22 protein-coding genes and 1 pseudogene are annotated in these 19,594 nt (G+C 66.4%); 18 read left to right on the top strand and 5 right to left on the bottom strand.

What is annotated here, in order from left to right; genetic code table 11:
• Positions 1-8: 8 nt before the first annotated feature.
• From ETR14_RS05555 to ETR14_RS05565, 3 genes are all read left to right on the top strand, one after another.
• A complete protein-coding gene (locus tag ETR14_RS05555; RefSeq protein ID WP_129383739.1) occupies positions 9-1,169 on the top strand; it encodes an LLM class flavin-dependent oxidoreductase in 1,161 nt (386 codons plus the stop codon).
• Between the two features lie 22 nt (positions 1,170-1,191).
• Positions 1,192-1,899, top strand: a complete 708-nt coding sequence (locus tag ETR14_RS05560) for a class II aldolase/adducin family protein (RefSeq protein WP_129383740.1) — start codon at positions 1,192-1,194, stop codon at positions 1,897-1,899.
• Between the two features lie 114 nt (positions 1,900-2,013).
• Complete coding sequence (locus ETR14_RS05565; RefSeq protein ID WP_129383741.1) at positions 2,014-2,202, top strand: YezD family protein; 189 nt, start codon at positions 2,014-2,016, stop codon at positions 2,200-2,202.
• 27 nt (positions 2,203-2,229) lie between these two features.
• Here ETR14_RS05565 and ETR14_RS05570 read toward each other — a convergent pair whose 3' ends face one another.
• Complete coding sequence (locus ETR14_RS05570; protein ID WP_206185978.1) at positions 2,230-3,582, bottom strand: HD-GYP domain-containing protein; 1,353 nt, start codon at positions 3,580-3,582, stop codon at positions 2,230-2,232.
• Positions 3,583-3,792: 210 nt separating this feature from the next.
• Between ETR14_RS05570 and ETR14_RS05575 the strand changes: the two genes are divergently transcribed.
• The 4 genes from ETR14_RS05575 to ETR14_RS05590 all read left to right on the top strand — a co-directional run bounded on the left by ETR14_RS05575 (position 3,793) and on the right by ETR14_RS05590 (position 6,598).
• Positions 3,793-5,490 (top strand): diguanylate cyclase, encoded by a 1,698-nt coding sequence (locus ETR14_RS05575; protein WP_165356326.1) that lies wholly within the window; start codon positions 3,793-3,795, stop codon positions 5,488-5,490.
• A 112-nt stretch (positions 5,491-5,602) separates the two neighbouring features.
• Positions 5,603-5,983, top strand: a complete 381-nt coding sequence (locus ETR14_RS05580; RefSeq protein WP_129383743.1) for a hypothetical protein — start codon at positions 5,603-5,605, stop codon at positions 5,981-5,983.
• Complete coding sequence (locus ETR14_RS05585) at positions 5,980-6,168, top strand: helix-turn-helix transcriptional regulator (RefSeq protein ID WP_129383744.1); 189 nt, start codon at positions 5,980-5,982, stop codon at positions 6,166-6,168. The genes ETR14_RS05580 and ETR14_RS05585 overlap by 4 nt, the downstream gene beginning before the upstream one ends.
• Positions 6,169-6,190: 22 nt before the next feature.
• On the top strand, positions 6,191-6,598 hold the full coding sequence (locus ETR14_RS05590; RefSeq protein WP_129383745.1) for an alpha/beta fold hydrolase: 408 nt from the start codon (positions 6,191-6,193) through the stop codon (positions 6,596-6,598).
• Between the two features lie 41 nt (positions 6,599-6,639).
• Here the strand turns inward: ETR14_RS05590 and ETR14_RS05595 are convergent, their stop codons facing one another.
• The 3 genes from ETR14_RS05595 to ETR14_RS05605 all read right to left on the bottom strand — a co-directional run bounded on the left by ETR14_RS05595 (position 6,640) and on the right by ETR14_RS05605 (position 8,019).
• Complete coding sequence (locus ETR14_RS05595; protein WP_206186056.1) at positions 6,640-6,858, bottom strand: DUF1294 domain-containing protein; 219 nt, start codon at positions 6,856-6,858, stop codon at positions 6,640-6,642.
• Positions 6,859-6,932: 74 nt separating this feature from the next.
• Positions 6,933-7,379, bottom strand: a complete 447-nt coding sequence (locus tag ETR14_RS05600; protein ID WP_129383746.1) for a hypothetical protein — start codon at positions 7,377-7,379, stop codon at positions 6,933-6,935.
• A gap of 118 nt (positions 7,380-7,497) precedes the next feature.
• On the bottom strand, positions 7,498-8,019 hold the full coding sequence (locus tag ETR14_RS05605; protein ID WP_129383747.1) for a hypothetical protein: 522 nt from the start codon (positions 8,017-8,019) through the stop codon (positions 7,498-7,500).
• A gap of 110 nt (positions 8,020-8,129) precedes the next feature.
• Here ETR14_RS05605 and ETR14_RS05610 point away from each other — a divergent pair, with 110 nt between their 5' ends.
• The 11 genes and pseudogenes from ETR14_RS05610 (at position 8,130) to ETR14_RS05660 (ending at position 18,761) form a co-directional block, all read left to right on the top strand.
• A complete protein-coding gene (locus ETR14_RS05610) occupies positions 8,130-9,428 on the top strand; it encodes an MFS transporter (RefSeq protein ID WP_129383748.1) in 1,299 nt (432 codons plus the stop codon).
• A 195-nt stretch (positions 9,429-9,623) separates the two neighbouring features.
• Complete coding sequence (gene lptF / locus ETR14_RS05615) at positions 9,624-10,844, top strand: LPS export ABC transporter permease LptF (RefSeq protein WP_129391398.1); 1,221 nt, start codon at positions 9,624-9,626, stop codon at positions 10,842-10,844.
• Entirely contained in the window at positions 10,841-11,938 is a 1,098-nt protein-coding gene (lptG, locus tag ETR14_RS05620; protein ID WP_371416751.1) for an LPS export ABC transporter permease LptG, read from the top strand. Before lptF ends, lptG begins: the two co-directional genes overlap by 4 nt.
• A complete protein-coding gene (locus ETR14_RS05625) occupies positions 11,935-13,458 on the top strand; it encodes a lipopolysaccharide biosynthesis protein (protein ID WP_129383749.1) in 1,524 nt (507 codons plus the stop codon). Before lptG ends, ETR14_RS05625 begins: the two co-directional genes overlap by 4 nt.
• A gap of 172 nt (positions 13,459-13,630) precedes the next feature.
• Complete coding sequence (locus tag ETR14_RS05630; protein WP_129391404.1) at positions 13,631-14,350, top strand: sterol desaturase family protein; 720 nt, start codon at positions 13,631-13,633, stop codon at positions 14,348-14,350.
• Between the two features lie 109 nt (positions 14,351-14,459).
• Positions 14,460-15,596, top strand: coding sequence for an N-acetyltransferase (locus ETR14_RS05635; protein ID WP_129383750.1), 1,137 nt, complete (start codon positions 14,460-14,462; stop codon positions 15,594-15,596).
• 11 nt (positions 15,597-15,607) lie between these two features.
• Positions 15,608-16,012, top strand: a pseudogene (locus tag ETR14_RS05640) (fosfomycin resistance glutathione transferase); the annotation flags it as partial.
• A 107-nt stretch (positions 16,013-16,119) separates the two neighbouring features.
• Positions 16,120-16,527, top strand: a complete 408-nt coding sequence (locus ETR14_RS05645; protein ID WP_129383752.1) for a hypothetical protein — start codon at positions 16,120-16,122, stop codon at positions 16,525-16,527.
• Positions 16,528-16,693: 166 nt separating this feature from the next.
• A complete protein-coding gene (locus ETR14_RS05650; protein ID WP_129383753.1) occupies positions 16,694-17,593 on the top strand; it encodes a DUF3829 domain-containing protein in 900 nt (299 codons plus the stop codon).
• 230 nt (positions 17,594-17,823) lie between these two features.
• A complete protein-coding gene (locus ETR14_RS05655) occupies positions 17,824-18,321 on the top strand; it encodes a T6SS immunity protein Tdi1 domain-containing protein (RefSeq protein ID WP_165356327.1) in 498 nt (165 codons plus the stop codon).
• A gap of 80 nt (positions 18,322-18,401) precedes the next feature.
• Positions 18,402-18,761, top strand: coding sequence for a hypothetical protein (locus tag ETR14_RS05660; RefSeq protein WP_129383755.1), 360 nt, complete (start codon positions 18,402-18,404; stop codon positions 18,759-18,761).
• Positions 18,762-18,776: 15 nt separating this feature from the next.
• Here the strand turns inward: ETR14_RS05660 and thiD are convergent, their stop codons facing one another.
• Positions 18,777-19,592: a bifunctional hydroxymethylpyrimidine kinase/phosphomethylpyrimidine kinase gene (gene thiD / locus ETR14_RS05665; RefSeq protein ID WP_129383756.1), complete on the bottom strand. Its 816-nt coding sequence runs from the start codon at positions 19,590-19,592 to the stop codon at positions 18,777-18,779.
• Positions 19,593-19,594: the final 2 nt, after the last annotated feature.

Raw genomic sequence — 19,594 nt, forward strand, 5'->3', positions numbered from 1 at the left:
GAAAGTCCATGGCCATCGATTTCTACTGGCGGCTTCCCACCCACGGCGATCATGCGACGATCCGCCGCGCCTCCCTCGATCGCGGAGACTGGTCGCCGCTCTCCGCCGGCAGCCAGGCGCCGGGACTGACCGCGGCTGGTGAAGAAGACGGCTTTCGGTACATCGATCACCTCGCCGAGATCGCCAGGGCGGCCGAGATTTCCGGCTTCATCGGCGGGCTCATCCCCTCCTTCCCGAACACCGACGATCCCTGGGTGATCTCGCCCCTGCTGGCACGCGAGACGAAAAGCTTCCGGTTCATGATCGCCTTCCAGCCCGGCTTCCTCAACCCGGTTCAGGCGGCGCGGCTCTCGGCCAGCCTGCAGCGCGCGACCGGCGGCCGCACCGTGTTCAACGTCATCACCGGCGGCGGCGGCCCCTCCCAGCTCTGGTGGGGCGACAGCTTCTCGCATGACGACCGCTACGGCCGCACCTCGGAATTTCTCGACGTGTTCAAGGGTGTCTGGAAGGATCCGGGCTTCACCTTTGAAGGCCGCTTCTACACCGTCCGGAACGGCGGCCTCGCGCCCCTGCTCGGGCGGGAGGAGATACCCGAAATCTGGTTCTCGGGTTCGTCGGAAGCGGCGCTGCAGAGCGCGGCCCGCCACGCCGATTATTATCTCTCGTGGCTCGAACCTTATGATCAGCTGCAGGACAAGTTCGCCAAGGTGAAGGCGCGCACTGCCCAGCTCGGCGGCGAGCAGAAATGCGCTATCCGGGTCGATCTCGTCGCCCGCGCAACCGAGGAGGAAGCCTGGCGCGACGTCCGCATCGGTTTCGAGAACGTCACCGACGAAACCCGCGCCCGCTGGCGCGGCCAGCCGACCGACAGCGTGGGTGCGTCCCGTCAAGCGGCGCTGCGGCCGACGGAGGCGAAAAGGTGGGACGAACTCGTCGTCGGACGGAACCTCTGGGGCGGCTTCAACCTGCTCCGGGGCGGTCCCGCCCTCGGGATCGTCGGCAGCTACGAGCAATGCGCGGAGCAATTGGACGAACTGATCCACCGCGGCGCCGACGCCTTCATCCTCGCCGGCACCCCGCACCTCGAGGAAGCCTATCGCATCGGCGAGGAGGTGCTCCCGCTGCTCGGCCGCACCGCCACGGCCGGCCTGCTCCAGGCCGCCGAATGACAACCTTCACAGGAGAGCAAGCATGACCAGTCTCAATTCGACCATTTCCGACTTCGCCGAACAAGCGATCCGCGATGCCGCCATCGCCTTTCGCGGTCTGCGAGACACCGGCACGATCTCGCCGAGCGGGACGGTCAGCTTCGTCGAGCGCGTGCCAGGCGAGCAAGCGGTGATCTCGATCGGCTATCCGGGGCCGTTCGCCCCCGACGCCCCGTTGAAGCCGACCATCTTCGCACTCGACGGCGAGGTGCTCGAAGGACCACCCAACGGCAATCTCGGCGGCGGCCGCTATTTGCCGCTGTTCCGGGGCCATGACGACATCACCAGCGTCAGCCACGTTCACACGCCCTATCTCGGCGCCTGGTCGCAAAGCCACCGCGCGCTGCCGATCCGCTACGTGCCGGTGCAGCGCTGGACCCGCTCGCGCGAACTGCCCATCTATATAGACCGCCGCCAGGGCGAAGCCGCCTTCATCCTCGAAGTGCTGGAGCGCGATCCCGGCGTCCCCGCGATCCTGGAGGCCAATGGCGGATCGACGGCGTGGGGTCGCCAGGGGCTGCTCGCGCTCGCCAACACGATCGTGCTGATCGAGGAAGGTGCCCGCTTCCAGGCCCTCGCCGAGACGCTCGGCGGCTCCAGGCCGTACGGCCCCGGCGTGCTCGAGCAGCAGTGGAAAATGTCGGGTCTGCTCCGCCCCGACGAGGTGATCGAGGCGATCGCCGCCGAATGATTCCTCCCCAGCGGGTTTCGTCCTCCTCGGCCCGCTCGACTGGGCCGTGCCGGATCGTGGTGATCGGCACGGCCCCTTTTTCCGGCCGAGCTCGGCCGCAACAGGGCGCTGGTGATGACCCGAGAGAAGAGTTCGATCCTTCAGCAGAAGAAGACCCGTGCCGGGGCCGACGATCGCTCGGTCGACGAAGCGGTCGTCGCCTTGCGCGCTGCCATTCGCGATCTCCGCTTCGGCTCCGTCTCGATCAAGTTCCACGACGCTAAGGTCGTCCAGCTCGAGATTACGGAGAAGAGCCTGCTCTGACCGAAGCGGGCGTACGCCGCGACCGGCTCAGACCGCCTTCAAGGTGATCGGCGGGGTGTGCTCGCCGAGGCGCGAAAGGATCCGCACCGCCCGGGGGCGGATCATCTTCATCGCCTGCGTTTCCCAGTCGGTGAAGCCCCAGGCCGCGGGATCCTCGCGCGACACGATCTTCAGATCCTCCGGCATCTCGCCGAGATCGATCTCGTAGAGCGAGATCGGACGCCGGGTCACGGCGGAATAGAAAGGCCGCACGACCGGCCTTGCCAGCACGCTCTGCGCCTCGGCGGAGACCACCGCGAGTTCGTCGGAGCTCAGCCGGACGAGGGAGCCGACCGGATAGATGCCGATGCAACGAATGAAGACACGCAGGATCGCCGGATCGAAATGGCCGTCCCAACGGAACATGCGGGCGAGCGCCTCCGCCGGCGGCCAGGCGCGGCGATGGGGCCGGTTCGACGTGATCGCGTCATAGACATCGCAGACGGCGGCCATCCGGCCCAGCAGGCTGATCGCTTCGCCCTTGAGCTGATGCGGGTAGCCGGAACCGTCCATCCGCTCGTGATGGTGGAGGATGCCGTCGAGAACAGGCTGCGACAGCGTCTCGATTCCGGCGAGCTTGACCGGTCCCGCTTCCGGATGCTGCTGCAGGCGCTCGGTCTCGGTGGCGGAGAGTGACGCGGGTTTGTCGAGCAGTTCCTGCGGCGCGTCCACCTCGCCGATGTCGTGGAGCAGTCCGGCGAGGCCGGCCTCCCGGACCACAGACTCGTCCAGACCCATTTGCAGCGCCAGTGCCACCATCATCGCGGAGACGGCGATCGCATGAAGATAGGCATATTCGTCCGCGGCCTTGAGCCGGGCGAGGGTCATCAGCGCGCTTCGGTTGCGGAGCACCGAGCCCGTGATCGCGGCGATCACGGGCTCGATGCCGTCCAGCCCCGATAGGCGGCCGAGCTTCGCATCCTCGATGAAGGCGGCGACTGCGGACTTCGCGTCTTCCAGGATGCGTTCGGCGTGGTCGAACTCGGCGCTCGGGCTCCGCGGCGCATTCGCATCGGCGGGCGCGGACAAGATTGCTTCGGCGTCGGCGCGGACGGCCTGGATGTCGGCTGCGATCACCGGCGGCACGCGCTTGGGAGCGGGCCCGATGCCCTTCTTGAGATCGATCCAGATGCCGGCGACGCCGCTCCCGCGGAGCAGAGCAAGGTCGGCCGGTTTCTCGAGCAGGAAGCGCGCGCGCCAGAAGGGGTGGTCCAGCCACGATCCGTCGATCGCCTGGATGTACATTCCCAATCGCAGCTGGTCCGGCGTAATCCTCAGCAAATCTTCGTTCCGTTCGAGCCCTCGGACCAGCGCCTCCGCGCCCGCCGAGCCAAAGTACACGAAGCCTCGAAAAAGAGAGCTTCCCCTGTCTTATAGATGCCGCCGCTGGTGGAACGATCGCACCGCATGCTATTTGCACGGCCCGGCGGGCGTACGGCGCTTCTACGTACTTGCCCCGGTGAGGCTGCTAACAGGCCTTTAGAAAGGCTACCCCTAAGCGTCGCTCCGAGGGGAATCTGCGCGCCTGCGCCGATCGTTGGAGAAGCGTCGTTGACTGGGGAAAAGGCGGACTCGTTCCGGGGAGCATCGGCCGGAGGCCTTGAGGACGACGCGGATCGGCCAAACCGGGCGCAGTCGTGGCCGATCGTTGCCATCGTCGCGATCCTGCTCTCCATGGTCGTCAGCGCGATCGCGGGCTTCGCCTATATCGAGCATGAGCGCGCCCATGCCGCGACGATCGCGACCGAGCTCGATCACGTCCGCAGTTATCGGTTCGGCGTCACCAATCAGATGGAATCGGCGACCGGTTACGCCGCGACCGGCAACACCGCCTTGCTCAAGACGTTTTTTGCTGCGTCCGACCTCGCCGGCGAGAACGTGCAGGCCGTCCGCCTGCTCGCCGCCCGATCGACCACGCGGCCCCATGCCGATCCGCTGACCATCGTCCGTCAATTGAACGGCCTTTGGTCGCGCAGCATCGGGCTTTCCCGCCGGGGCGCGCGCGCCGAGGCTGACGCCTTGCTGACCAGTCCGGAAGCGGTCGAGGCGCTCGCCAGAATCCGTAGCCAGCTGGCCCGCTACGAGACCGAAGCGCGCGATCGCCAGGCGGAGCATGATCGCCGTCTTGCGTTTGCCTGGCATCTCGTCATCGGCATCCAGATCATCGGCGGCCTGCTGTCGGTGGCCGGTCTCGCTTTGACCTACCGCCACGTCAGCCGCGACGCCCGTCGCCGCCGGCAGGCCATGCGCCAGGCCGAGATCCTGTTCCACATGGCCGACGTCCTCCAGAGCGCGTCCGGCCAGGAAGACGCCAATGCCGTGCTCGGCGCCACCGCCCGGCGCCTGTTGCCGCAGCTCTCCGGCGCCCTTTACCTGTTCAGCAGCGCGCGCGATCGTCTGGTGCTCAGCACCGCTTGGAACGAGCATGAGGGCGACGCCACGCCCGCGACCATCCTCGCCTCCGAATGCTGGGCGGTGAAGCGCGGCAAGGTTCAGGCCAATCTCCGCTCGGGCGACGCGCTACGTTGCGAGCATCACCAGGGCAGCGGCGCCGCGATCGAAGTACCGATGGTCGCCCGCGGCGAGGTCCACGGCCTGATCCGATTCTCCGCCGCGGGCCCGGCCCAGGACCAGGAGCTCGCCGAAGCCGCCACGTTGATCTCGGCCCTCACCGACGCGGTGTCGCTGGCGCTGTCCAACATCGCCCTGCGCGACAAGTTGCGCTCGCAGGCGCTCAAGGACCCGCTCACCGGCCTCTACAATCGCCGCTACATGGAAGACAGTCTGCAGCGCTTCGTTTCGCTGTCGCAGCGCAGCGGCACGCCGGCGTCGGTGGTTCTGATCGATCTCGATCATTTCAAGAAGCTCAACGACGATCATGGCCACCTGATCGGCGACACGATTCTGCGCGCGGTCGCCGAGACCGTCTCCGGAACGCTGCGCGAAAGCGACATCGCCTGCCGCTACGGCGGCGAGGAATTGCTCGTCATCCTGCCGGACTGCGCGCTCGCGGACGCGGTCTACAAGGCGGAGGTGATCCGCGCCCGCATCGAAACTCTGTCGAACGTCCATGGCGTCCGCGTCACCGCTTCGCTGGGCGTGGCGTCCTCGCCCGAGAACAGCAACACCGTGCAGGATCTCATTCTGCAGGCCGACACGGCCCTCTACGAAGCGAAGCGTGGCGGTCGCAATTGCGTCCAGGCCGCAGCCGCCCGCCCGAACAGCCTGGAATTGTCTGTCGCCGCCTGATCGACTGCGCGCCACTGACATCGCCAAATTCGCAGATGCAAGCTGCCGCGGTGGAAAGGGTGTTTGACAGGGAGGCTCGATCCTGTAAAAGAAGCTTTACAGGAGGTTCTCGATGTTCCGATCAAGACAATATGTGCTGGAGCTTGGCGGAGCGCTCGTCCTCTATGCCGTGCTGCTTGTCGCAGCGAATGCGATCGAGCGCGCGGTGCAGCCGGCCGCCACGCTCAAGCTGGTGATCAACCTCGCTCCGATGCTGGGCGCATTTGCCGCGGCTTGGGCCATCCTGCGGGGGCTATGGCGGATGGACGAAATGCAGCGCCGGATTCAATTCGACGCGATCGCCATCTCGTTCCTCGGCACCGCTCTCGTCACCTTCGGCTGGGGCTTTGCCGAAGGCGCTGGATTACCGCACCTGAGGGCGTTCGCGGTGTGGCCGATCATGGCCACCTTGTGGGGCCTGGGCATGGTCGTCGCCCAGCGCCGCTACCGGTGAACAACCGCATGAAGGAATTGCGTCTTGCTCGGGCGTGGAGCCAGGGCAATCTCGCCGACGCGCTCTCCGTGTCGCGGCAGACGGTGAATGCGATCGAGAATGGGCGGTACGACCCAAGCCTGCCGCTGGCCTTCACGATCGCCGCTGTGTTCGGCCTCACCATCGAAGATATTTTCCAACCGTAAACAGTAGAACAGGAGAATAGATATGCGCACGCGAACCATGCTCGCGGCGATGGGGATCGCCTTGTCTTCGCCGGCGGCGGCGCGTGCCGAACTCGCCCCGCCACCACACCCAATTTCGGCCGCGCAGGACCGCATCTCGGTGGTGGTCGAAGGGCATGGACCGGATGTGATCCTGATCCCCGGCCTCGCATCCTCGCGAGACGTCTGGTCCGGTCTGGCGACCCGGCTGAAGCGGACCCATCGGGTACATCTGGTCCAGCTTGCCGGATTCGGCGGGTCGCCTGCGGTCGAAGATCCTGGAAACCGGGTGGCCGCTCCGGCAGCCGAGGCGATCGCCGCCTACATCGGGCGCGAACGGCTGCGCGCCCCGGTCGAACGCGCCGCGATTGCGTTCGTCGATGGCCACTCCCAGGCCCCGGCGAACAGATGACGACCCAAAGCGGCCGGCACACCGGTGCCGGCCGCTTTGGCTCAGAAGACGAGAAGACCCAGCGCGACCCCCGCTTGCACCGCGGCGATGATCCAGAGCTGGGTCGAGAAAGGCTGCTTGCGCGTCTTGTGACGGAAGAGGTGTCGCGCCAGGAAGGCACCGGGCGTGCCGCCGATCAGGGCAAGTCCGAGCAGGTCAGCTTCCGGGATGCGGCGGTCCCCCGCCCTCGCGCGGGATTTGTCCTGCCAGAAGCGGAGCATTGTCCACGCATTGAGCGACAACAGGATCACGGCAGCGATCGGGATCCAACCGTTCACGATGTGTATCCTTCGCGTCAGAAGAGCTTGCGGATGCGTCCGTGCTCGCCGCGTGTCTCGGCCTGGACTCGCGCCCAATCGTCCGAGTTGCGGACATCGTCGATCCCGATCGGATCCCAGCGCGAGACGCTGCGCGTCGCGTCCTCCGGCGGCTTGCGCGCTTCCGTCACCACCAGATCGTGCGCGACGGGATCGTAGAAACTGAGGCCGCACTGGCTGCCGATGCTCCACACGACCGCGGCGAGCACCTCGAGATCGCCGCGCTGGAGCAGGATGTCGCGCCCCTGCGCCGGCAGGTTCGAGCCTTCGGCCATCGCGCCGGTGCAGGAAAGGTTGCGCAGCAACACGGGGATCTTGCCGGTCGTGGTCACCAGCGTCGCATTGGCGTGGAGCCGCGCGCGCGGCGCAGCGCGACGCCCGATCGGCGACTGTCCGAAAGTCTTGAAGGCCGGATTGGTGGCCATGCAACGGGTCCTCTTATGCTGGAAGAACCCTATCCCGACATGCCTAAGATCCGATTAACCCTCGCCATCGGGTGATTGCGTCAGGGTTTGTACGGAGGTCGGCGCCTCTCGCCTCCGGTCAGTGCGCCCATTCCTGTTTCAGGACTTCGGCAGTCTTGCCGTCCCACTTGATCTCGATCTTGCGGCCGCGGGGATCGCCGCTTTCGGCACCGAACAGTTCGTAGATGACGAGCCCGTCGGCCTGGCTGCTCTCGATCACCCGATTGGGCGTGAAGGCGGCGTCGTGGGCGGCCGCTGCCCGTCGCACTGCAACCGGCGCGACATCGAAGCCGATGTCCCGCTGGGTCTCGACGACCCGCCAGCGTCCACCCTCCTCCATGATGTCGAATTCGATCTCGGATCCGTCGGCAAGCGTGCCTTCGACGTCGAAATAGCGCCGCCCCTCTCGAGTCTCGGCTTCCGCTTCGACCGGGGTGAAGCTCGGGCGCGCGGCCCTGGCGGCGGCGAGCACGGCTGGCGGCACGTCACGAAGCGCAACTTCCGCTTTACCGGAGCTTGCGACCTTGCCGTCCTGAGCCGCCGCCTGAGACGCGCTCGCCGCCAGAAATAGGATCGCGAGAACCAGCCTGTTCGTCATCATCCGTCTCCTTTCCTGCCACATCCCGCTTCAGCCGGATTGTGCATGACACCGGTTTCCCTTACAACCTCCGCGGAGACTCCGTAAGAGGGGTCCGTGGAGGGATTGTCCTGATGGCCAAGAGTTTCGAGGAGGCGGCGGAGACCGGCGCCCCGAATGCACGGGTCGGACGCGTTCGCTGGGTGATCGTTGCCCTGCTGTTCGCCGCGACCGCGATCAATTACGTCGACCGGCAGATGATCGGACTGCTGAAGCCCACGCTCCAGGGCGAATTCGGCTGGACCGAGACGACCTATGCCGACATCGTCTTCTACTTCCAGCTTGCCTACGCGATCGGCTATATCGTGTTCGGCAACGTCGTCGACCGGATCGGCGCACGGCTCGGCTATTCGGTCGCATTCGTCGTGTGGACCGCCGCGCACATGCTGCACGGCGCGGTGAGCTCTGTGTTCGGCTTTGCCCTGGTGCGCGCGATGCTCGGCATCGGCGAGAGCGGCAACTTCCCGGCCGGGCTCAAGGCGGTGACCGAGTGGTTCCCGAAGAAGGAACGCGCCTTCGCCACCGGCCTGTTCAACGCCGGAGCCAATGTCGGCGCGATCATCACGCCGCTGATCGTCCCGGCGCTCACGCTGGCCTATGGCTGGCGCGGCGCGTTCGTGATCACCGGCGCGATCAGCCTGCTGTGGCTGGTCGCCTGGATCGCGATCTACCGCCGTCCGCGCGAATCGAAGCGGCTGTCCGCGGCCGAGCTCGCTTATATCGAAAGCGATCCGGCCGATCCCGCTCACAAGGTGCCGTGGATCCGCCTGATCGGCCGCAAGGAAACGTGGGCCTTCGCGGTCGGCAAGTTCCTGACCGATCCGGTCTGGTGGATGTTCCTGTTCTGGCTGCCGGATTTCCTCGTCAAACGTCACGGTCTCGATCTCAAGACGTTCGGCCCGCCTTTGGTCGTGATCTACGTCGTCTCTGACGTCGGCTCGATCGTCGGCGGCTGGTTCTCGTCGCGGCTGATCCATCGCGGCTGGTCGATCAATGCGGCGCGCAAGACGACGATGCTGATCTGCGCCCTGTGCGTGACGCCGATCTTCTTCGCGCAGTACGTCGACAATCTGTGGATCGCGGTCGCGATCATCAGCCTGGCGACCGCAGCGCACCAGGCCTGGTCGGCCAACCTCTACACGCTGCCGTCCGACATGTTCCCGCGCAAGGCGGTCGGTTCGGTGATCGGCATCGGCGGCACCGCCGGTGCGGTCGGCGGCATGATCTTCTCGCTCTACATCGGCCAGGTGCTGGAGCGGGTCGGCAGCTACCAGCTGATCTTCATCGTCGCGGGCGTCGTCTATCTGCTCGCGCTCGGGATCATCCATCTGCTCTCGCCGCGCCTCGATCACGCGGACGTCGCGGACGCCTGATCACCGCGCCGCCAGGCTGGAAGGGGTTCGGCTTCGGCCGGGCCCCTTTTCGTTGGGATCGTGGCCGATGCGGATCCGGTCCAATCATCCCTTTGATCGTCTGACCGCGCCGTCTATAGCCCTCGCAACGGCCGCCTGCGTCGCGCGGAGCGCCGGAGGCAGGCACAGCCGCAGTCGAGGCGCCAGGAATTGAGCATCATCACTCAGATCGATCGCTACGTCGCGAAGCAGATCTTCGTGCCGCTGCTCGGCACGCTGACGCTCGCGGCGATGCTGCTGATCCTCGAAAAGATGCTGCGCCTGTTCGATTTCGTGGTCAGCGAGGGCGGTCCGGTCCAGGTCGTCTGGAAGATGCTCGCCAATCTCATACCGGAATATCTTGCGCTCGGCATTCCGATCGGCCTGCTGCTCGGCGTGCTGATCGCCTTCCGCAAGCTCGCGCTCTCGTCCGAGCTCGACAGCCTGCGCGCCGTCGGCCTGGGTTACGGCCGGCTGCTGCGCGTGCCGATGCTGTATGCCATCGCGTTGATGGCGCTCAACCTCGCCATCGTTGGTTTCATCCAGCCCAAGGCGCGCTACGCGTATGAGGAGCTGCGCTTCGAGCTGCGCTCCGGCGCGCTCGGCGCCTCGATCAAGGTCGGCGAGTTCACCAACCTCGGCAAACGCATGACGCTCCGTGTCGAGCAGAGCGAGAATAAGGGCCGGCTGCTGCACGGCGTGTTCGTCCGTGCCGAAACCCGCGACGGCAAGTCGCTTGCGGTCACCGCCGATCACGGCACCTTCCTCGCCACCGACGATCCCGATACGATCATCCTGCGGCTGGCCAACGGCCGTCTCGTCCACAATGCGCCGGGCTTTCGGGCGCCGCGCGTGCTCAGCTTCCAGGCGCACGATCTGCCGATCGATCTTCCCGCGATCGAGCGCTTCCGCGGCCGCGGGCATGGCGACGAGGAGGAGCTCACCATTCCCGAGCTCGTCCGCCAAGGCCATTCGGAGGCGCTGCCCCGCCAGACCCAGGCGGCGATCCGGGCCAATTTCCACTATCGCGTCGTCGAAGTGGTGATGATGCTGCTGATGCCCGGCCTCGCAGTCGCGCTCGCCGTTCCGCCCAAGCGCAGCACGTCGGGCCTCGGCATCTTCCTGTCGATCGTGATGGTGGTCACCTATCACAAGGTGAACCAATATGCGGAGCAAATGGGCGGCCAGGGCCGGATCGATCCGATCATCGCCTTGTGGGTTCCGTTCACGATCTTTGCCGGACTGATCGGCTGGATGTTCTGGACGCTCGCCTACAAGCCGGGCGGCCAGCCGATCGGCGGACTGGAGCGGATCGCCGCCAAGGCTGCCAAGGCGCTCGGCCGCGTCCTTCGGTTTGGCCGCTTCCGTCCGCGCCGCGAGCTCGCACCCGCAGAATGATCAACGTCCAGTTTTTCCCGTCCCGCCGCATCGCCTGGTACATGGCGAAGATGTTCCTGCTCCGCAGCCTTGCGGTGCTGGCGGCGCTGGTGGTCATCCTGATGACGCTCGATCTGCTCGGCGAATCCGGCAAGATCCTGCGCGTCCCGGGCAATGGTGACGCCGAATTGTGGCGTTACGTATCGCTCAGGGTGCCGCAGCTGATTGCGCGCTTCCTGCCCTTCGCGGTGCTGCTCGGGACGCTGATCGCGCTCGCCACCTTGAACCAGAACAGCGAAGTGGTGAGCATGAAGGCGGCCGGAATCTCCGCCCATCAGATCATCGCCCCCCTGATCCTGGCCAGCCTGTTGGTCGCAGCCTTCAGCTTCGTGTTCAACGAGCGCATCGTCACCCGCGCGACCGAGACGCTCAACGCGTGGACCAAGGTCGATTACGGGCCGGTGCCCAAGGATACGGGCATCGTGCCCAACGTCTGGGTCCGCTTCGGCGACGATCTCGTCCTCGCGCGCGAAGTGCGGGGCAGCGGTGCTTCCACCCGTCTCGCCAACATCACCATCTATGATCGCCGCTGGGAGACTCTCCAGCGCATCGTCAACGCCAAGTCGGCGCGGCCCGAAAATGGCGGCTGGCGGCTCGAGCAGGTCGACACGTTCGATGTCGACAAGGGCGTCAAGAGAGAGCTGCCGGTGCTCCGTTTCGGGGAAGGGCTCGATCCCACCCAATTCACCCTGTCGCGAGTCGACGCGGACGAGGAAACGTTCGGCACCCTGCGCTCTGCAATCCACGAACTCCGCGTCGCCGGCCGGCCGACGGCAGAGCTCGAAACCGGCTTGTGGCACAAATTCTCGGGCCCGCTGTCAGCCGTCCTGATGCCGCTGCTCGCCGCCGTCGCTGCATTCGGGCTGGCGCGCTCGGGGCAGCTGTTCGTCCGCGCCGTGATCGGCATGGCGCTCGGCTTTGCCTATTTCGTCGCAGACAATTTCGCGCTCGCCATGGGCAATCTCGGGGCGTACCCGCCGCTGCTGGCGGCCTGGGCGCCCTTCGCCCTGTTCCTGCTGATCGGCGAGACGGTCCTGATCCGGACCGAGGAATGAGCGAAGATCCGGAGGCGCAGGCCGCGTCGGTTACCCGGCGCGACGTTGCGCGTGGCGCCGGCCTCGCCGGCCTCTCGCGGCTGAGCGCGCTGATCGACGCGATTGCCCAGCCCGCTTATACCTGGCTGTTCGGCCTTACCGGCTACGGCATCTATGTCGTGCTGTGGGGCGCGGTGAACATGGCCTCGAACCTCGCCGACCTTTCGATGACCAGCGCCCTGCAGCGCGTCGTCCCCGGCGAAGCGGACGAGGATCGTGCCCACGGCTACGTTCGAGCGGCCTTGCTGCTCGCGGTGGCGCCGTCGATCGTGATCGCCGCCCTGGTCTCCTGGCAGGCGAATGCGGTTGCCGGCCTGTTTTCGGCCGCTCCCGACGATCTTGCCCATCTGCCGCGGATGGTCGGCATCTTCGTCTGGGCGCTGCCGGTGTGGACCTTCATTGAAGTGTCGACCTCGGCCGCGCGCGCGCGCCGCGCCTTCGGGCCGGAAATCCGGATCCGTCTGTTCTGGGAACAGATCGCCCGGATCCTGTTCGCCTGCGGCTTCTTCCTGCTGGGGCTGGACAGCCTTGGCCTGGTCGTCGCCCACCTCTGCTCGCTGACCTTGACGGCGATACTCTGCATCCGCCTGCTCGGCCGCTATTATTCATTGAAGCGCCTGCTCACCGCCCGCGTCGACAGGGCGCAGATTCTCGCCTTGCTCGGCACCGGCCTTGCCCTTCTGCCCGCCTCCGCCTCCCGCCGGATGCTGATCGATGCCCCGCCGGTGGTGCTCAACCTGATGATCCCCGGCGCCCGCGGCGCCGCCGCCGCAGGCCTGTTCGAGATCGCCCGCAAGATCTCGACCGTCCCGCTGGCGGTGCGGCAGGCCTTCCAATATGTGATGGCGCCGCTCGCCTCCGCGCAGGCCGGGCTCAACCGCGCTGCGATCGGGCCACTCTACCATTTCGCCTCGCGGGTCTCGACGGCGCTGGTGGTGCCGCTCGCAGGCCTGCTGATCTTCGCCGGCACCGACATCCTCAGCCTCTACCGGCACGAAGCACGGGAGGCGCTGCCTCTGCTCTACATCCTGGTCGCCGCGCGCGGCATCGAGGCGATCGTCGGGCCGGCGACGCCGATCGTCGAAATGACCGGACACCGCGTGCTGCCGCTGCTCAACAGCCTGATCGGCGTGTTCGTCTGGGCGGTGCTGATCATCATCCTCGTGCCCACCCACGAGGCGTATGGCATGGCGATTGCCAACGGCCTGGCGACGGTGGCGACCGCCTATGCGGCGACGGTGGAGCTGCGGATCTCCGACAAATTGTGGCCGTTCGATCGCAAGCTCGCCCAGGGGCTCGGCATAGGTCTCGCCGGCAACGCGTTGATGGCGACGGCCGAATATTGGCTGGACGGCCCGATCCGCTTCGGCCTCGTCCTGCTGCTGTGGGCGGCGACGAGCTGGTCAGCGCTTCGCCTCGGCCTCACCCGCTCGGACCGCGAGGCGCTCGGCGGACTGTCGCGGCGCCTTCGGCTGATCTGAACGGCCGCGGACGCCTCAAAACCGCCTTATTGAGAATCCAGGGAAAGTAGCCATATTGGCCAGATCAGCGGAGGACGACTCCGCGGCTTGCAAAAAACCGAGGGATTACAAGGTGAAACTCGCACACGCTGCCCGCCCGAGCTTCTGGAGGCGCGAGCATCATCTGGACAAGATGACGTTCAAGGAGCTGGTCGTCGCCTACTTCCAGTACCCGGCGATCATCGCCTATCTGCTGCTGTCCGCAGCGGCGATGGTCGTCTTCGCCTACCGTCCCGCGCCGCTCGTGCCGACCCTGATCACGGTCGCGGTCGCGACTCTCGTCTATCCCCTGGTCTGGTACGTGCTGCATCGCTGGGTGCTGCACAGCCGCTGGATGTTCAAGGTGCCGGCGCTGGCCGCGACCTGGAAGCGGATCCATTACGATCACCACCAGGATCCCAATCACCTGGAAGTGCTGTTCGGTGCGCTCCACACGACCCTGCCCGCGATCGGCGCAGCGACCCTGCCGATCGGCTGGATCATCGGCAGCTTCTGGGATGCCCCAGTCGGCGGTGCGATGGCGGCATTCGCCACCGGCCTGCTCACCACCTGCTTCTACGAGTTCGTCCACTGCATCCAGCACCTCGCCTACAAGCCGCGGGCGAAGGTTCTGGTCGAGATGAAGAAGCGCCACATGGCGCATCACTTCCACGACGAGAACGGCAATTACGGCATCACCACCTTCCTGTGGGACAAGTTGTTCGGCACCTTCTACGATCGCTCGGAGCGGCCGCAGAAAAGCCCGACCGTGTTCAACCTCGGCTACACGCCGGAAGTCGCCGAGCGTTACCCGCATGTCGCCAAACTGTCCGGCGGCGTCGCCACCGGCCACCCGCGCAAACGGGGCGAATAAGCCGAAGCAACCACGATGACGAAGGGCCCCGCTATCGGGGCCCTTTTTCATGGCGGCACCGGCAGTGGGGATCGTGACAGGAATGAATCGAGCGTCTACCACTCCCGCCATGGCAGAGATCACTATCCGCGCGGTCGAAGACGCCGGCGACCGCAAGGCGTTCGTCGACTTCGCCTTCTCTCACAACAGGTCCGATCCGAACTGGGTCCCGCCGCTCAAGACGGAGGTGCACGGGCTGCTCGATCCGCGCAGCAACCCCTGGTTCGAACATGCCGAGGCACGCCTGTTCCTCGCCGAGCGCGGCGGCAAGATCGTCGGCCGGATCTCGGCCCAGGTCGATCGGCTGGTGCTGGAACATATGGGCGCGGGGCTCGGCCAGTGGGGCATGCTCGAAGCGGTCGACGAACAGGTTGCGCACGCGCTTCTTCACCGCGCCGAGAGCTGGCTGAAGGGCCGCGACATGACCCGCTCGATGGGCCCGTTCAGCCTGTCGATCTGGGACGAGCCGGGTCTGCTCGTCAAAGGCCATGATCATCCGCCCACGGTGATGATGGGGCACAATCGCGCCGAATATGAAGCCTGGGTCGAAAGCTACGACTACAAGGGCGTCAAGGATCTCTACACCTACGAGGTGCCGATCTCGACCAGCTTTCCGCCGATCGTCGGCAGGATCGTCGCCTCGGGCGAGAAGAACCCGCGCATCGTCATCCGCAGGGTGGACAAGAGCAAGTTCGAGCAGGAAGCGGAGCTGATTCTCGGTATCCTCAACGACGCATGGTCCGACAATTGGGGCTTCATCCCGCTCACCGAGGCGGAGATCGCTTATGCGGGCAAGAAGCTGAAGCCGATCGTATTCGAGGATCTGATCCGGATCGCCGAGGTCGACGGCGAACCGGTCGCCTTCATGATGACTCTCCCCGATCTCAACGAATTCACCCGCGACTTGAACGGGCGTCTTTTTCCGTTCGGCTGGGCCAAATTGCTGTGGCGGCTGCGCAAGCCGAAGGTCCGCTCGACCCGGGTGCCGCTGATGGGCGTGGTCAAGCGCCTGCAGGCTTCCCGGCTGGCGAGCCAGCTTGCCTTCATGCTGGTCGAATTCATCCGCCGCGACGCGATCAGCGTCTATGGCGCCAGCCGCGGCGAGTTTGGCTGGGTGCTCGAGGATAACGGGCCGATGCGGTCGCTCGCCGACGCGCTCGAAGCCAAGATCAACAAGGTCTACCGCATCTACGAAAAGCCGCTCTGACCGGAATCGGCATGGCGGTTCGCGGGCTCAACCACCTGACGCTGGCGGTCGGCGATCTCGATCGCTCGATCGCCTTCTACCGCGATCTGCTCGGCTGCACGCTGCGCGCCCGCTGGCACGAAGGCGCTTATCTGGAGGCGGGCACGCTCTGGCTCTGCCTGTCGCTCGACCATCGTGTCGCGGGCGTTCCCGCTGCGGACTACACCCACTTCGCCTTCGACGTCTCGCCGCGAGACTTCGAGGCGCTCGCCCGACGGGTCAGCGCCGCCGCGCCGATCTGGAAGGACAATCGCAGCGAAGGCGCCTCGCTCTATGTCCTCGATCCCGACGGCCACAAGCTGGAACTCCATACCGGCTCCCTGGAATCGCGACTCGCCGCCTATCGCGCCCGATCGGGCAGCGGCGTCGAGATCTTCGATGCGGCACAACTAGAGCCCGCCAACCATGACTGCCCGGAGGCGACAGGAGACGGCAATTATTCTCCACCCCTACCCGCTCCGCAGTCGCCAGAAAGACCGCAGGCATGAACGGCAGGATCATCATGACGGCCAGCGCCCTCCTGCTCTTCGCGTGCGGAGGGCTCGCTTTGTTCGCTCCCCAGGAGATCGCCGCGATGCTGGGTGCGCCGGGCTCAGGGTCGTTGGCGCTGGCGATCCAGCTTCTGGGCGCTGCGCTGCTCGGCTTCGCGATCCTCGACTGGATGAGCAGGCGGAACAGGATCGGCGGCATCTATGCCCGGCCGATCGGACTCGCCAACCTGCTCCTGTTCACCGCGTCGGGCTTGACGTTGCTTCGCCAGGCGCGGGACGGCACCTCGTCCCCGGCGGAATGGGGCATGGCCGCCCTCTGCCTGCTTCTCGCGGCAGCCTTCGCCTGGCTCGTCTTCGCCTCCGACCCGCTCGCACCGCCGCCAGCATCGCCACGCGACTGACTCGTTTCCGTGCCTTCTCAACGGCCTGCAAGATGATCATCCAAAGACGTTGTCACTGATCCAATTCGTGCATACAGGCGTGCCCGAAACGATCACCAGCAACGCGGGAGACATACGGGTGCTTCGAGACAAGATCCGGCCAATCATTTTTGCCACGCCCGTTTTGATGCTCGCCCTTGCTGCCTGCGACGGCAGTGCCGGCGGCGGCAACACCAGCGGCACCGTTGCCGCCGGCCCGACCGCCGACGGCAAGGACCCCGCCCAGGCCAAGCTGGATGCCTATACCGAAGGGTACAACAAGCTGATCGGCACCTTCGGACTGCCCGAGACGGCCGAGAATTATACCAAGGCGGACGTCCCCAACCAGTCGCCCTCCGACAGCGTCTCGGTGAGCAGCGGCTGGCTCGAACAGGCGTTGGCGAAACTCAAGGAAGCGCGCGCCCTGCCCGGCGGCCCGGCCGATCTCGACAAGAGCGGCGACGCACTGATCGCGGCGCTCGACAAGGTCGTCACCCGCCTCAAGGGCCTGTCGGTCTATTATGACAGCAAGGCCTATCGCGAGGACAAGCTGGCCCGCGGCAAGCAGGAGGATGCGGCGATGCGGGCCGAGTTCCAGGCTGCGCTCGCGGCCGCGGAGGGCTTCGACACGATCCTGAAGCGTGAGCGCGATGCGCGAACCGCGGTGGAGATCGAACAGCTCAAGAAGGACGGCAACGTGCTTGCCTATTCCACCAAGGTCGCCGTGCAGCGATCGGAAAACCTGATCGATCTGTTCGCCAAGCCGGAAGACGTCAAGAATCCGCAACTGCTCGCCAAGGGCACCGCCATCGTAGCGGAGATCGAAAAGCTGCTGGCCGAGCAGCGCACCGCTTACGCGGCTGCCAAGGCCGCCGCGAAGAGCCCGATCGAAGCCCCCGATTCCAGCTACGAAAGCGCCGCCGGCGATCTCACCGATCTGATCGGCGAATTTCGCGATCTCAAGCAGAGCGGCGACGTCGAGGACCTGAACGACATGGTCGAGGAATATAATGATGCGGTCGAGAGCCTGAACAACATCCGCAACTGATCTGCCGCCCGTAGCTTCGCCCGCTCCGTGTCGATGTTCGGCACCGGGCGGGCCTGTGCGCGCCGCATGCCTTGATGCGGCACAGCGGATCGCGCCGCGCGTTGAATGTCCGGAAAATCGGCACCGCGGGAGGCAGCATGTTCAGGAGATTGTTCGGGAAACGGGAAGGGGCCGAACAAAGCCCGGGCGCTGCTTCAGACCCCACGCAATCGCATGCGTCCGTCAAGGTGATGCTGCAGCCGATCGCCGGGCTACCGGAGCTCCGGCATATGTTCATCGCCCCTGCGCCGTCCGACATTCTGCGCGGGTTGGACGGATGGAGCTGGCTCAATCTGGACGGGCTCGTCGTGATCGCCGTGTCCGCCTTCGGCGACCTCTTCTTGCAGGCCCCCGACGGCACGATCCGGATGCTCGACACCATCGGCGGCGAGCTGAGGGAGGTGGCCGCCGATCTTCCCGACTTCGCCGAGAGGCTGCAGGACGGCGATGTTCGCGCCGATCTGCTGCTTCCTGCTCTGGTCGAGGGGGCGAGGGACACGGGCCTGAGGCTCGAGGCGGGCGAATGCTATGATTTCAGGCTGCCCCCGGTACTGGGCGGCGAGATGAATGTGGAAGCGATCGGCAAGACTCCGTTCGTGGTCAAACTCGATCTTGCCGGGCAGTTGCACGCGCAGGTGAAGGATCTTCCGCCCGGCACGCCCATCGGCGGCATCACGCTCGGCGAATGACGGTTCGTACCGGCCTCGCCGCAACCGTTGCTTGCCCACATCGTTCATCGGCAGACGCAAACCGCCCGAGGATCCACCCGATGAAGATCACTGCCCCCGTTCTCGCCCTTGCCGCCGCTTTCGGCCTCGCCGGCTGCGGCGGCGGCCAGCAGAGCCCGGCCGAGAACACCGCAGAGGCGCTCGACAATGCCGCCGAGCAATCCACTCCGGAAGCTGCGGCGGTGCTCGAGAACCAGGCAGACCAGATCCGCGACTCCAACGTCACCCAGCCGATTAGCGAGCCGGGCTCCGCCGGCCAGCAGGCGCTTCAGGACGCCGGCAACGCGCAGGTCGGCGGCGCTCAGGCTGCGCCGCCGGCCGAGGGCGCCAAGCCGCACGCGGCCGGCGACCCGGTGCCGCCGCCGCAAACCTCGGGCACGGCTCCGCACGGCGGCCACTGACGCCCCGGCAGCGCCTCAGTCCCCGGTGATCCGTCCGAACGGATCGGCGTCGAGCGAATGGCCCATCGGCCCGTGCCCGGCACCGAAACCGGGCGCGGCGGCGAGCGTCGCCTGAACGTAGGCACGCGCGCGGTCGACCGCATCCTCGATCGCCATGCCGGCACCAAGGCCGCAGGCGATGGCGCTGGCGAGCGTGCAGCCCGTGCCGTGCGTGTTGCGGCTGTCGCGCCGCGGCGAGTGCCAGCGCCGGGCGGGCGCACCCGGTCGCACCAGCAGATCGGTCAGCGTCTCCCCCGGCAGGTGCCCGCCCTTGGCGAGCACCGCCGTGCCGGTGCGCGCTGCCAACGCCTCGGCGCCGGCGGCGAGATCGTCGAGTGTCTCGACGGCACGACCGGTCAGAACCGCAAGCTCGGGCGCATTGGGTGTGACGATCGTCGCCACGCGCATCAGCCGCTCGAACGCGGCGATCGTCTCCGGATCGGCAAGCACCGACCCGCTGCTCGCCGCCATCACCGGATCGAAGACGATCGGAAGTGAGCCGAGCGCCTCCAGTCGTGCCGCCACGGCAGTGGCGGTGGCGGCCGATCCGATCATGCCGAGCTTGACGACATCGGCGCCGAGATCGGCCAGCACCGACTCGATCTGGGCGAGGACGAAGTCCGCCGGCACCGGCATCACGCCCTGCACGCCAAGCGTATTCTGCGCCGTTAGCGCCGCGATCGCGGTCATCGCGAAGCCGCCGAGCATCGTCACCGTCTTGATGTCGGCCTGGATCCCGGCGCCGCCGCCGCTGTCGGATCCGGCGACGATCAGCACCCGCGGCGGAGTCATCG

This window comes from Sphingosinicella sp. BN140058 (genome assembly GCF_004135585.1).
Taxonomy (GTDB): Bacteria; Pseudomonadota; Alphaproteobacteria; order Sphingomonadales; family Sphingomonadaceae; genus Allosphingosinicella.